At 68.3% G+C, this 13,093-nt stretch carries 13 protein-coding genes; 5 read left to right on the top strand and 8 right to left on the bottom strand.

Annotated elements, in window-relative coordinates:
* Window positions 1-59: 59 nt before the first annotated feature.
* Both glpK and PARHAE_RS07055 read right to left on the bottom strand, forming a co-directional pair.
* A complete protein-coding gene (gene glpK / locus PARHAE_RS07060) occupies window positions 60-1,535 on the bottom strand; it encodes a glycerol kinase GlpK (RefSeq protein WP_126153909.1) in 1,476 nt (491 codons plus the stop codon).
* Window positions 1,532-1,891 (bottom strand): winged helix-turn-helix domain-containing protein, encoded by a 360-nt coding sequence (locus tag PARHAE_RS07055; protein ID WP_126153908.1) that lies wholly within the window; start codon window positions 1,889-1,891, stop codon window positions 1,532-1,534. The genes glpK and PARHAE_RS07055 overlap by 4 nt, the downstream gene beginning before the upstream one ends.
* A gap of 132 nt (window positions 1,892-2,023) precedes the next feature.
* On the opposite strand from PARHAE_RS07055, the gene PARHAE_RS07050 reads away from it, so the two are divergent.
* The gene (locus PARHAE_RS07050; protein ID WP_126153907.1) at window positions 2,024-3,199 is read left to right on the top strand and encodes an acetyl-CoA C-acyltransferase family protein; all 1,176 of its coding nucleotides are present in this window, start codon (window positions 2,024-2,026) and stop codon (window positions 3,197-3,199) included.
* Between the two features lie 3 nt (window positions 3,200-3,202).
* Here PARHAE_RS07050 and PARHAE_RS07045 read toward each other — a convergent pair whose 3' ends face one another.
* From PARHAE_RS07045 to PARHAE_RS07020, 6 genes are all read right to left on the bottom strand, one after another.
* Window positions 3,203-4,105 carry a DMT family transporter gene (locus PARHAE_RS07045; protein ID WP_241232707.1) on the bottom strand — a complete coding sequence of 301 codons (903 nt, stop codon included), beginning with the start codon at window positions 4,103-4,105 and terminating at the stop codon, window positions 3,203-3,205.
* 312 nt (window positions 4,106-4,417) lie between these two features.
* Window positions 4,418-5,020 carry a queuosine precursor transporter gene (locus PARHAE_RS07040; RefSeq protein ID WP_126153906.1) on the bottom strand — a complete coding sequence of 201 codons (603 nt, stop codon included), beginning with the start codon at window positions 5,018-5,020 and terminating at the stop codon, window positions 4,418-4,420.
* Window positions 5,021-5,165: 145 nt separating this feature from the next.
* The gene (locus PARHAE_RS07035; protein ID WP_126153905.1) at window positions 5,166-6,059 is read right to left on the bottom strand and encodes an esterase-like activity of phytase family protein; all 894 of its coding nucleotides are present in this window, start codon (window positions 6,057-6,059) and stop codon (window positions 5,166-5,168) included.
* Entirely contained in the window at window positions 6,032-6,895 is an 864-nt protein-coding gene (gene mepA, locus PARHAE_RS07030) for a penicillin-insensitive murein endopeptidase (protein ID WP_126153904.1), read from the bottom strand. The genes PARHAE_RS07035 and mepA overlap by 28 nt, the downstream gene beginning before the upstream one ends.
* Entirely contained in the window at window positions 6,892-8,262 is a 1,371-nt protein-coding gene (locus PARHAE_RS07025) for an MFS transporter (protein ID WP_126153903.1), read from the bottom strand. Before PARHAE_RS07025 ends, mepA begins: the two co-directional genes overlap by 4 nt.
* Window positions 8,263-8,304: 42 nt before the next feature.
* Window positions 8,305-8,865, bottom strand: a complete 561-nt coding sequence (locus PARHAE_RS07020; protein ID WP_126153902.1) for an acyl-CoA thioesterase — start codon at window positions 8,863-8,865, stop codon at window positions 8,305-8,307.
* Window positions 8,866-9,000: 135 nt separating this feature from the next.
* Between PARHAE_RS07020 and PARHAE_RS07015 the strand changes: the two genes are divergently transcribed.
* From PARHAE_RS07015 to PARHAE_RS07000, 4 genes are all read left to right on the top strand, one after another.
* Complete coding sequence (locus tag PARHAE_RS07015; RefSeq protein WP_126154079.1) at window positions 9,001-9,294, top strand: YggT family protein; 294 nt, start codon at window positions 9,001-9,003, stop codon at window positions 9,292-9,294.
* Window positions 9,294-11,324 carry a DNA helicase RecQ gene (gene recQ, locus PARHAE_RS07010; RefSeq protein WP_126153901.1) on the top strand — a complete coding sequence of 677 codons (2,031 nt, stop codon included), beginning with the start codon at window positions 9,294-9,296 and terminating at the stop codon, window positions 11,322-11,324. The genes PARHAE_RS07015 and recQ overlap by 1 nt, the downstream gene beginning before the upstream one ends.
* A gap of 87 nt (window positions 11,325-11,411) precedes the next feature.
* The gene (gene msrP, locus PARHAE_RS07005) at window positions 11,412-12,308 is read left to right on the top strand and encodes a protein-methionine-sulfoxide reductase catalytic subunit MsrP (RefSeq protein ID WP_126153900.1); all 897 of its coding nucleotides are present in this window, start codon (window positions 11,412-11,414) and stop codon (window positions 12,306-12,308) included.
* A complete protein-coding gene (locus PARHAE_RS07000) occupies window positions 12,308-12,931 on the top strand; it encodes a protein-methionine-sulfoxide reductase heme-binding subunit MsrQ (RefSeq protein ID WP_126153899.1) in 624 nt (207 codons plus the stop codon). Before msrP ends, PARHAE_RS07000 begins: the two co-directional genes overlap by 1 nt.
* Window positions 12,932-13,093: the final 162 nt, after the last annotated feature.

The following is a 13,093-nucleotide window of genomic DNA, read 5'->3' as shown; positions in this document are numbered from 1 at the left end:
GTCGTTTTCCGGGGATATTACGGAAAATCACGCTTGGGTGAAATCACAAAGCCGGAAGATCAGACCGACAGCACCGCCTGAACCGCCCTCTGCCAAGCGGAATAACGCCGGTCGCGGTCGTCCTTGTCCATCTGCGGTTCGAACCGGCGGTCCAACTGCCAGGCCTTGGCGTATTCGTCGGGCGCCGGGCACAGCCCGGCGCGATAGCCCGCCAGCCAGGCTGCGCCCTGGGCGGTGGTCTCGGTGTTCCTGGGCCGATCCACCGGGGCGCCAAGGATGTCGGCCAGGAACTGCATCGCCGGTTCGCTGGCGGTCATGCCGCCGTCCACGCGCAGCACCGCGTCGTCCGCCTGGGGCCAGTCGGCGCGCATCGCCTGCAACAGGTCGCGGGTCTGGAAGCCCACGCTTTCCAGCGCGGCGCGGGCGAATTCGGCGGGGCCGGTGTTGCGCGTCAGGCCGAACACGGCACCGCGCGCATTCGGCGCCCAATGCGGCGCCCCCAGGCCGGTGAAGGCAGGGACCAGAATCACCTGCTGGCTGTCGTCGGCCCTGGCGGACAGTCCTTGAGTTTCGCTGGCTTCGCGGATCAGCTTCAGCCCGTCGCGCAGCCATTGCACCACCGCGCCCGCGATGAAGATCGAGCCTTCCAGCGCATAGGTGGTCTTGCCGTCCAGGCGATAGGCGATGGTCGTCAGCAGCCGGTTCTGCGACCGCACCGCCTGGTCCCCGGTGTTCAGCAGCGCGAAACAGCCGGTGCCATAGGTCGATTTCATCATGCCGGGCCGGAAACAGGCCTGCCCCACGGTGGCCGCCTGCTGGTCGCCCGCGACGCCGGTGATCGGGATCGCGCGTCCGAACAGGTCGGCGCGCGTGGTGCCGAAATCGTCGGCGCTGTCGCGGACTTCGGGCAGCAGTTCAGGGGGGATGCCGAACAGCTTGCACATGTCATCGGACCAGCAGCCCTTGCGGATGTCGTAAAGCAGCGTCCGGCTGGCATTGGTCGCATCGGTGACATGGGACTGTCCGCCGGTCAGCTTCCAGATCAGGAAGCTGTCCACCGTTCCGAAAGCCAGATCGCCCGCCTTGGCGCGGTCGCGCGCGCCCTCCACATTGTCCAGCAGCCAGGCGATCTTGGTGGCGCTGAAATAGGGATCCAGCAGCAGGCCGGTGGTGTCGGTCACCTGATCCTCGATCCCGTCGTCGCGCAGACGGTCGCACAGATCGGCGGTGCGGCGGTCCTGCCAGACGATGGCGCGGTGAATCGGCCGGCCGGTCTTGCGGTCCCAGATCACCACCGTTTCCCGCTGGTTGGTGATGCCGATGGCGTCGATACGCGGGGCGCCGGCCTTTTCGATGGCGGCGCGGGCGGTTCCGGCACTGGTCGTCCAGATGTCGCCCGCGTCGTGTTCGACCCAGCCGGATCGCGGGAAATGCTGCTGGAATTCGTGCTGCGCGGTCGCCTGCACCTGCAAGTCGTCGCTGAAGAGGATCGCGCGGGACGAGGTCGTCCCCTGATCCATCGCCAGAATCGTCATCTGTCCTGCCCCCTCATCAATCCCCCGATGGCGGCCAGGTCGGCCGCCCCCTTGTCCGTCAGAAGCCGTTCCAGCGCCTCGTAATGCCGCAGCACCGCCTGGCCGGTCGCCGTGACCCTGGCCCCGCCGCCGCCCGCGCCGCCCCGGCTGCTGTCCACCAGCGGCGTGGCGAAGGCCGCGTTCATTTCCTCGACCAGGGACCAGGCGCGCTTGTAGCTCATCCCCATCTGGCGCCCCGCGGCCGAGATCGACCCGTGCTGCCCGATCAGCCGCAGCAGTTGCGCCTTGCCCGGCCCCAGGACCAGCGGCGTGTCGTATTCAAGCCGCAGCTTGATCCGTGGGGGTGGGGTATCCATCGCGATTCGTTTCCTGCCTTTCCGGCAGGTTAGCCGCTGCCCGGTGCCGTGCGCAAACGACGCGCAGGACGCGCTTGCCCTGCGGCGGTCGTCGCCTATTCTGGCCGCGTCACCATGCGAGCGGGGGTCTTCATGTCCGAAATCGTCATCCTGTCCGGGGCGCGCACCGCCATCGGCACCTTCGGCGGCAGCCTGGCCGCCATTCCGCCCATCGATCTGGCCGCGACCGTGACGCGCGCCGCGATGAAACGGGCGGGCATCGCCCCCGACCGGATCGGCCAGGTGGTCTTCGGCCATGTCATCAACACCGAGCCCCGCGACATGTACCTGTCGCGCGTGGCGATGCTGGATGCGGGCATTCCCGACACCACGCCCGCGATGAACGTGAACCGGCTGTGCGGGTCGGGTGCGCAGGCCATCGTGTCAGCCGCCCAGGCGCTGATGCTGGGGGACGCCGATTTCGCCGTCGCGGGGGGCGCGGAAAGCATGAGCCGGGCGCCCTATGCCGTCAGCGCGGCGCGATTCGGCGCCAAGATGGGCGACCAGACGATGATGGACATGATGACCGGCGCGCTGACCTGCCCGATGGGCACCGGCCACATGGGTGTGACGGCCGAAAACGTCGCGGCGGAACATGACATCAGCCGCCAGGCGCAGGACGAATTCGCCCTGGAATCGCAGCGCCGGGCGGCGGCGGCCATCGCGGCGGGGCATTTCCGCGACCAGATCGTGCCCATCGAGATCAAGACACGCAAGGGCGTGGTGGCCTTCGACACGGACGAGCATCCCAAGGAAACCAGCCTTGAAAAACTGGCGGCGTTGAAGGCGGTGTTCCGCAAGGACGGATGTGTGACGGCGGGCAATGCCAGCGGCATCAACGACGGCGCCGCGGCGCTTGTGCTGGCGCGAGCTGACGCCGCGCAGGCGGCGGGGCTGGAGCCACGGGCGCGGATCCTCGGCTATGCCCTGGCGGGCGTGCGCCCCGAGGTGATGGGCATCGGCCCGATCCCGGCGGTGGAACGCTTGCTGGAAAAGACCGGGCTGTCGGCCGGCGATTTCGACGTGATCGAATCGAACGAGGCCTTTGCCGCGCAGGCCCTGGCGGTGAACAAGGGGCTGGGGCTGGACCCGGCCAGGGTCAACCCGAACGGCGGCGCCATCGCCCTGGGCCATCCGGTCGGTGCGACCGGGGCGATCCTGACCGTCAAGGCGCTGTCCGAACTGGAGCGCACCGGCGGCAGGCGCGGGCTGATCACCATGTGCATCGGCGGCGGGCAGGGCATCGCCCTGGCGATCGAGCGGCTGTGACGCCTAGGCGGGCCGGGGCGGCGCGGGCTGGCGCGACAGGCGCAGCGCCGCGATCCCGGCCAGGATGATCACCGCGCCGCCCAGGATGGTCAGGGCGTCGGGCGATTCGGAAAACACCGCCGCGCCTGCCGCCATCGCGAAGACCAGCCGGGTATAGCGGAACGGGGTGACAGCCCCGATCTGGCCCGTGCGCATCGCCACCGTCAGGAAGGTATAGGCGCAGACCCCCGCCGCCGATGCCGCCAGCAGGCCCGCCCAGGTGGCGGCGTCGGGCGCGGCCAGGGGACCGCCGAAGGGCAGGGCGATCAGGCCCGCGACGATCAGCATGGCGAATCCCAGGACGCCCAACTGCCGGAACGACATCGACACGGGCGCGGCGCGGGTCGCCAGATCTCGGCCCGCGAATCCCAGCATCGCCGCCACCGCCAGCAGGGACAGGGGGCCGAACCCCTCGGTCCCCGGACGCAGGATCAGCAGGACGCCCAGGAAGCCGAAGGCCACGGCCAGCCAGCGGCGCGGGCCGATGCTTTCGCCGAACAGCAGCGCCGCGCCCACCATCACCACCAGCGGCGTCGCCTGCAGGATGGCCGAGGCGGTGGACAGCGGCGTCAGCGCGATGGCCAGCATATAGAACAGCCGCCCCGTCACCTCGGACAAGGACCGCAGGATCATCGGGCGGCCCAGCATGGCGCGGGTCAGCGGCGCCTCGCCCGCCAGGGCGGACAGCAGGGCGAAGGCCGCGGTGCCGAGGATCCCGAAGGTGATCAGCACCTGTCCGGGCGGCAGGCTGGCGGCGGCGATCTTCAGCAGCGCATCCTCGACCGCGAAACCTGCCATCGCCAAAACCATGAAGGCGGCGCCCCGCATGTTGAAGGCGGGACCATGGCGGGCGGATTGGTGGGACATGACCGGCCTTTGCAAGCGAAGGGAATGGGCCAAGCTAGTCCCCCATCCGGACGGCCAAGGCAAGGCGCAGGCGCAAAAGGAACGGGCCGCCCTGGTTGAGGGCGGCCCGCGAGATCCACGGAGATGGTCCGGTTAGGGATGGGAAAGCATCCGGTCCCAACCAGGGTTTACGACCCTTGGGGCTGCCCTCAGGCCACGGCCCCCCTGACTGTTCCGACACCTCTCTCCAATATCACTCTCGACACTGGACCACCTCCTTTCAATGTGTTGCCGTTGCAAGGGAAAGGGTGCCACAGATCGGGGTTCTGTCAATCAGATTATGCGCTCGGTCCGCAACAAATTGCGCACGATCAGCCGGAAAGGCACAAGGGTCAGTATCGCCAGACTCATCTTGACCATCCAGTCGGCAGTTGCCAACGAAACCCACAGGGCGGTGATCGGTCCTTGGCCAAGCAGCGGAACCCCCTCGTTCGCCCAGCCGGTATTGGCGTCGTGGGGCAGAGCGGCGCTGAAGGCCACGGCAAAGAAGATCGCCGTGTCCAGCACCGATCCCACCGACGACGACGTCAGGGGCGCCACCCACCAGCGGCGGTTGCGCAGGGCGTTGAAGACCAGGATGTCGACCAGCTGCGCGACCAGGAAGGCCATGCCCGAGCCGATGGCGATTCGCACGGTGGTCTTGTCCAGTCCGGCCGCGATCACCGAACAGGCGACGCCCACGACAAAGCCCGCCAGCACCACGCGCCGGGCGGCGGCGGGGCCATAGACGCGGTTCATCACCTCGGTCACCAGGAAGGCGAAGGGATAGGTGAAGGCGCCCCAGGTCAGCCACAGGCCCACCGTGAATTGCACAAGGATGTTCGAGGCCACGACGATGATGGCCATGGCAAGGATGCCGGGCAGATAGCGGGTCATTGATGGTTTCCGTTTTACAAGGTCGCGGAACAACTCGGCCCCGCACGGCGCGGGACAGGGCGCCTTAGGCGGTTCGGCAGACTGTTGTCAATCGCGGCGTCCCGTTATTCACCTTGGCCCGGCCATCGCGGGACGCAGGACGGTCTCAGTCGCGCAGCCGGTATTCGACCAGTTCGGTGCGCTGCACGAACAGGAAGTTGTCGTCGGAAATCATCGTCAGGCGGATCCCCTGGCCGTCATGCCAGACCGCCAGCCCTTCCAGATTGTCGTATTGCAGGGGGCGGGTGGTCAGCAGGATTTCCTCGTTCACGGGTCCGTCCTCGGTCAGCTGCATCCGGCGCACGCGCGAGGCGAAGCCCAGGATGCCCTGGAAGTCGCGCTCCAGCAGATAGAACCAGCCGTCGGGGCCGAAATCGGCGCCCACCGCCAGCCAGCGGGGATCGCGCCGGATTTCCCCGGCCTGGCCCCAGGCATTGTCGCGGAAGGTCAGGATCGGAAAAGGCCGATCCTCGGCCCCCGACCGTTCGGGCACGGCATAGATGGTGCCGTCTCGGATCGCCAGTGCCTCCAGCCCGGAATTGATCCGCATTCCCGGCATCTTGGGCGGCGGGTCGAAGGCGGTGGCTCGCGCGTCGGGATGGTCATATCGGGCCACGCGGTCCAGGCCCTCGAAACTGACCCAGATGGCGCCGTCCTCGCCGATGGCCAGCCCCTCGCTGTCGCCGGTATAGCCGGGGGGCAGGGGGGCGCCCTTGCTGTCCTTCAGATGCGCGCGCCCGGCGATGTTCATGGCACGGATCAGACCCTGGGAATCGCGGTCGATGCTGCCCCAGTACAGATGCGCCCGGTCTGTCAGGGCGTGGAAGGCGCTGCCGTCGGGGCTGATCTCGATCCCCGAAAAGCCGCCGAAGCTGTCGTCTCCGTCGCGCCAGACGAAGGTGCCGACATATTCCAGCGACGCGGCCGGCGCAGGGGCGCCGGCCGCGATCAGGAACAGGGCTGCGACTGCGCCTAGGGCGCGCCGGCGACGGATCGGCATTCCTTGGGCAGTTCGCTGAGCCGGAAGGTCCGGGGATGGCGGTAATCGGGATCGGGCGGCGTCGGTTCGACCCGGCTGGGGTCGATCCGGTTCCTGATCCATTCGGCGGCCTCGGCGCAGCCGTCCCCCGGCGGCGGCGCGGGCTGGCGGTCGCAGATCGACCCGCGCGGACAGGCCAGCCGGACGTGGAAATGATAGTTGTGGGCGTTGATCGGGCGGACCTTGCGCAGCCAGGCGCGGTCGCCGCGCTCCATCTGGCACATGGCCACCTTGGCGACGGGATCGACCAGGATCCGCTCGACCCGCGGATCGCGGGCGGCGGCGCGCATGATGGACATGTGGCCGCCGTTCCAGACATTGGTCAGACCGACCCCGCGCCGGTCGGTGATCGACTGCGACGAGATGCTTTCGCGCTGCTGGGGCGACAGGTTCAGCGAGGACGGCGGCAGCATCCAGATGTCGGCGTCCAGTCCCAACTGGTGGCTGGCATGCCCCGAGGTCATCGGCCCGCCGCGCGGCTGGCTCATGTCGCCGATATAAAGGCCGCGCCAGCCCGCCTGCTGGGCGGCCTGCGACAGGCCGATCAGGAAGCTGACCAGTTCGGGATGGCCCCAGTTGCGGTTGCGCGACAGGCGCATGGCCTGCCAGCTTGGCCCGCTTTCGGGCAGTTGCACGAAGCCCTGGCCACAGCCCTTGGAATAAAAGCCGATGGAGACCGCCGGACCCTGCGCGGCGCTGCGGAAGCTGCCGAACACGTCCTTGGCCAGCGGATCGGCGGCTGCGGGCATCGCCAGGCCCGCCACGACGGCGGCGGCGGTCAGGATTTTGCGGATCACTGCTCTCCCTCTCCTTCGGGTTTGACCCAGACTAGCAGAACGAGCGACAGGATAAACAGCAGGATCAGCGGGGATATGCCGATGCGCTGATTGCCGGTGGCATCGGTGACGACGGCGATCAGCAGGGGCGCCAGGAAGGCGGTGGCCTTGCCCGACAGCGCGTAGAGGCCGAATCCTTCGGTCGCGCGGGCCGGGGTCGTGTGGCGCACCATCAGGGTGCGGCTGGCCGCTTGCAGCGCCCCGCCCGCCCCGCCGATCAGCGCGCCGCAGGCGAAGAACACCAGATCCGGAACGTAGAACCGCCCGAAGACCGGGGTCGAGGGCGTGGCCAGCCCGAACAGCGTCTGGCGGTCCATGCCGACCACGATCAGGCAGACGCCGGTCAGGATCAGCGTGGTGGCAACGATGACCGGCTTCGGCCCCCAGGCCCGGTCGGCGCGTCCGCCCAGCCAGCTGACGATGGCCGCCGCGATGGCGCTGACCACCCCGAAGACGCCTGCCAGAAAGACTGGCCAGCCCAGCACCGTCCCGGCGTAGACGCCGCCGAATCCATACAGCGCGTTCAGCGCGTCGCGCGACAGCATGGACGATGCCAGCCAGGCGGCCAGGCTGCGGCGGTGGCGCAGGCTGCGGATCAGGGCCCAGAGGTCGCGCATCGCCACGCCGATGCGGATGGGCTGGCGCGGACCGCGCGGTTCGCGGACCCACAGGAAGAAGGGGATCATGAAAACGATGTACCAGACCGCCACGAAGGGGCCGACGAAGCGGGTGCCCTCGCGCGACGCCGGGTCCAGGCCGAACAGCGGGTCGATACCGATCAGCGTCTTGCCCGAGGGGGTTTCCTGGAACAGCGCCAGCATCACCGCCAGCGACACTACGCCGCCCAGGTAGCCGAAGGCATAGCCCGACCCGGACAGGCGCCCGATCTCGTCGCGGGGGGCAAGGCCGGGCAACAGGGCGTTGGTAAAGATGGTCGCGAACTCGACCCCGATCAGGCCGATGCCGAACAGCACCACCGCCTGCACCAGGGCGGGCTGGGTCGGCATCAGCCCCCACAGCCCCGCCGATCCCGCGACATAGAGGATCGAGAAGAACCAGATCCAGGGCATCCGCCGCCCGGACGTGTCGGCGACGGCCCCCAGGATCGGCGCGCAGAGGGCGATGACGACGCCCGTCACCGACAGCCCGTATCCCCACAGCGCCTGGGCCTGTGCGCCCGCCAGCCGCAGATCGCCGCTGACGTTCAGGAAATGGCGCTGCGCGACCTCGGCGAAATAGACCGAGAAGACGAAGGTCAGCAGAAGCGTATGAAAGGGCTGGCTGGCCCAGTCGAAGAACCACCAGCCCCAGATCCGTTTGCGGTCCATCCGACCCCCAAGCCCGTTCGCGGCCATAAGGCCCAAGCGCCGTCAGCCTGGCAAGTGCGCTTTTGCATCAGGGGGAACCTGCGGCGGCCAGGGACGCAGCGCGTCGGCCTCGACCCAGGCGGCGATCCAGTCCGGCAGGGGCGGGCTGTCGGGCCGCGCGCCAAGCGCCGCCATCACCTCGGGCGGCGGGACGATGCCGCCCGCCCCGGTGACGGCCGACCGGATCAGCACCTGATTGCAGCAATCGGCCCCCCTCCACATCGACTGGTCCATATAGATGAAGCGGTGGTCCCAGCCCGCCACGCGCGAAATCATCGTGAAGCGGTCGAAGGCGCGGATGCGGCGGCGATAGCGCACGGAACTGCCCGCCACGGTGATGCCCCATTTGCGGTCGCGCAGGATCGGGATCAGCCCGCTGCGCTGCGCCATCGGGATGCGGCCCAGGTCGTACAGCGTCAGGGTGCGGCCGTTGTTCAGCTCGATCCAGGGATCCAGATCCCAGGGCCAGCAGATATGGGTCGAGACATGCGCATCGGTGATCGCCAGCGGCGGGGCGTTGCGGAACTTGACCATCTCCTTGGCGAAGCGGAACAGGGGATACATCGGGGATCCTTCGATTGCCTGGCCCAAGGGGGTGGCCGCGCCCCGCGCGATCGTCAACCGGGACGCTGCGGCAACTTGCTTGCGAAGGGGGCCGCGCATCCCCATAACAGGCCCGAACGCGGAAAAGGGGACATGATGGGAACGCTTTACGAGGCCTTGCAACTGATCCTGCAAGTGGTGTGGTTCGTGATGATCGTCCACATCATCATGTCCTGGCTGATCAACTTCCAAGTTCTCAACCTGCGCCAGCCGCTGGTTGCGCAGATCTGGGACGGGCTGAACCGCCTGCTAGAGCCGCTGTATCGCCCGATCCGCAACATCCTGCCCAGCACCGGGGGGCTGGATCTGGCGCCGCTGGTCGTCTTCATCATCATCATCATCCTGCAACGCGCGCTCGCCAACAATGCGGGCTTCTTCTACGGGATGTGATGCCCACAGATTTACTGCGACAGGTCTGGGGGTTCGACGGATTCCGCCCCGGGCAAGAGGAGATCGTTCAGGCGGTGGCGGCAGGCCGCGACGTGCTGGCGATCATGCCCACCGGCGGCGGCAAGTCGCTGTGCTTCCAACTGCCCGCGCTGATGCGCGAGGGGGTGACGGTGGTGATTTCGCCGCTGATCGCGCTGATGCGCGACCAGGTCCGGGCGCTGCGCGAGGCGGGAGTCGCGGCGGGCGCGCTGACCAGCGGCAACACGGACGAGGAAACCGACGCCGTGTTCCAGGCCCTGTCGCGGGGCGATCTGAAGCTGCTCTATATGGCGCCGGAACGGCTGGCCTCGGGCGGGACGCTGCCCTTGCTGCGGCGCGCGGGCGTCACCGCGATCGCCGTGGACGAGGCGCATTGCGTCAGCCAGTGGGGCCACGATTTCCGTCCCGATTACCTGCGCATCGGCGACCTGAAGCGGTCGCTGGACGTGCCGCTGGCGGCCTTTACCGCGACGGCCGACGTGGAAACGCGGGCCGAGATCGTCGCGCGGCTGTTCGACGGGCGCGACCCCGTGACCTTCCTGCGCGGCTTCGACCGGCCCAACCTGCGGCTGGCCTTCCAGCCCAAGGACAGCCCGCGCAAGCAGGTGCTGTCCTATGTCGCCGCGCGGCGCGGGCAGTCGGGCATCGTCTATTGCGCCAGCCGTGCGCGGACCGAGACGCTGGCCGATGCCCTGATCCAGGCGGGTCATGCGGCTGTCGCCTATCACGCCGGGCTTGAGGCCGAGACGCGGCGGCAGGTCGAGGCGCGGTTCCAGCGCGAGGACGGGCTGATCGTGGTCGCCACCATCGCCTTCGGCATGGGCATCGACAAGCCCGACATCCGCTGGGTGCTGCACGCCGACCTGCCGAAATCCATCGAGGGCTATTACCAGGAGATCGGCCGGGCAGGCCGCGACGGCGATCCGGCCGATACGCTGACGCTGTACGGTCCCGACGACATCCGCCTGCGCCGCACTCAGATCGACGAGGGGCTGGCCGACCCCGCCCGCAAGGCCGCCGATCACGCGCGCCTCAACGCGCTTCTGGGTCTGGCCGAGGCGACCGGCTGCCGCCGCCGCAAGCTGCTCGCCTATTTCGGCGAGGATCTGGCCCAGGACTGCGGCAATTGCGATCTGTGCGCCGCGCCGCCCCGGCTGTTCGACGCGACCCAGGCGGTGCGCAAGGCGCTGTCGGCGATGGTGCGGACCGGCGAATGGTTCGGCGCCACGCATCTGATCGACATCCTGACCGGCAACACCACCGAAAAGGTGCGCGAGCGCGGCCATGACCGGCTACCGACCTTCGGTGTGGGACGGGAACACAGCCGCGTGCAATGGCAGGCGATCTTCCGGCAGATGATGGGCCGCGACCTCTGCCGCCCCGATCCCGAACGCCACGGCGCCCTGCACCTGACCGAGGCCGCCCATCCCGTCCTGCGCGGCGAGGAAAGCGTGACCCTGCGCCAGGACACGACCGCGCCCAAGCCCGCCACCGTCCTGCGCACCCAGGTGGCCGAGGAGGACGAGCCGCTGCTGTCCGCGCTGAAAGCCAAGCGCCGGGCATTGGCCGAGGCCGCGCGCGTCCCCGCCTATGTCATCTTTCCCGACCGCACGCTGATCGAGATGGCCGAGAAGCGCCCGCAGACCCTGGACCAGATGGCGCAGGTCGGCGGGGTGGGGGCCAAGAAGCTGGAGAGCTATGGTCGCGACTTCCTGGCGGTGATCGCCGGAGAGGTGCCCGACATGCACCCAGCCCGCCGCAAGCTGGCGGGCCGCCCCGAAGGCGCCTTGTTCGACCGGCTGGTGGCGGTGCAGGCCGACCTCTTGCGCGGGCCGGACGGCACGGAAAAGCCGCTGTCCTGCTCCACCGCGCAGATCCGCCGCATCGCCGAGGCGAAGCCCGCCGATGAGGCGGGGCTGGCCCGCCATCTGGACGCCGCGCGGCTGGACCGCTTCGGCGCGGCCTTCCTGCGCGAAATCGCGGCGGCGTGACGCGCCCGTCAGGGTAAAGTGAACGTGATGCCCTGCGCGGGCGGCTTTGCATGACTATCTGTCCCAAGCGCCCTGTGGGAGGAAGCCATGAAACTTCGCTGGTCCGATGTCACCCCGAAAGCCGATTACCTCGGCCGCCGCGCCCTCATCGGCGGCGGGATCGCCGCGATGGCCGCGCCCGCCTGGGCGCTGACCGCCAAACCCTCGCCGTATTCGACCAGCCAAAAGCCGAATACGTTGGAAGAGATCACCAACTATAACAACTTCTACGAATTCGGCATGGACAAGACCGACCCGGCGCGGCGCGCGGGCGCCATGGTCACGGAGCCCTGGGCAGTCGCAATCGACGGCATGGTGGACCGGCCGGGCCGATACGGCGTGGACGATCTTGCCCTCGCGAACGCGCTTGAGGAACGCATCTATCGCCTGCGTTGCGTCGAGGCCTGGTCGATGGTGATTCCCTGGATCGGCGTGCCGCTGGCGTCCGTGCTGGACAAGGCGGGCATCCAGCCCGGGGCGAAGTTCGTGGCCTTCGAGACGCTTTATCGTCCCGAACAGATGCCAGGGCAGGTGCGCCCGATCCTCGACTGGCCCTACAAGGAAGGCCTGCGCCTGGACGAGGCGATGCACCCGCTGACGATTCTGGCGACCGGGCTTTACGGCGAGGTGCTGCCCAACCAGAACGGCGCGCCGATCCGGCTGGTGGTGCCATGGAAATACGGCTTCAAGTCGATCAAGTCGGTGGTGAAGATCACCCTGACCGACCGCCAGCCGGTGTCCACCTGGCAGGCGATGCAGCCGTCGGAATACGGTTTCTATGCCAATGTGAACCCCGCCGTGGATCACCCCCGCTGGTCCCAGGCCACCGAACGTCGCATCGGCGCGGGCCTGTTCGCGGGGCGCGAAGAGACGCAGCCCTTCAACGGCTATGGCGATCAGGTGGCCTCGCTTTACGCCGGGATGGATCTGGCGAAGGACTATTGATGCGCGCCGCATTGAACGGGCGGCTGCGGCAGATTCCCGTCGGGGCGGTCTGGCTGGGCGGGCTGATTCCTTTGGAGCTGCTGGTCTGGGATGCGGTCGCGGGGGGCTTGGGCGTCGATCCGATCCGCGACATCGAACACCGGCTGGGGCGGACCGCGCTGTACTTTCTGATCGCCAGCCTGGCGGTGACGCCGTTGCTGCGCATCACGGGACTTGGCCTGGTGCGGTTCCGCCGGGCGCTTGGCCTGCTGTGCTTCACCTATGCCGGGCTTCATGTGCTGGCCTGGGCGGTGATGGACATGGCGCTGATGTGGGGGGCCATGGGGCGGGATGTGGTCAAGCGGCCCTATCTGGTCTTCGGCATGACCGCCTTTCTGATGCTGCTGGCCTTGGCGGTGACATCGAACGACGCCTCGATCCGGCGGATGGGGGCTGCGGCGTGGCGCAGGCTTCACAAGCTGGCCTATGTCGCGGCCCCTCTGGTCGCCCTGCACTGGATCTGGGCGTTGAAGACCTTTCCGCTGGAACCGGGCCTGTGGCTGGCGGCGATTCTGCTGCTGCTGGCGCTGCGAGTCGCTGTTCCAAGGCCGATCCGCTGGAATATCGCACAGGCGCAGAAATAAAGATCCTTGTTTTACAGTGTGTTGCCAAAAATATGACGGTTCGGCGAAAAAACTTGCGGAAACCCTCTTGCTCTCTGTGGCCTGTCTCCGTAAATACCGCTTCACCGAAGGCGGGAACGCTGGAAGGGCCGGGGAGACGGGCTGGATGGCCTGGGTATCCGG

The organism is Paracoccus haematequi, assembly GCF_900631945.1.
In the GTDB taxonomy this organism is placed as follows: domain Bacteria; phylum Pseudomonadota; class Alphaproteobacteria; order Rhodobacterales; family Rhodobacteraceae; genus Paracoccus; species Paracoccus haematequi_A.
Note: the sequence above shows the minus strand (reverse complement) of the source record. Positions and strands in the feature narration are given on the sequence as shown.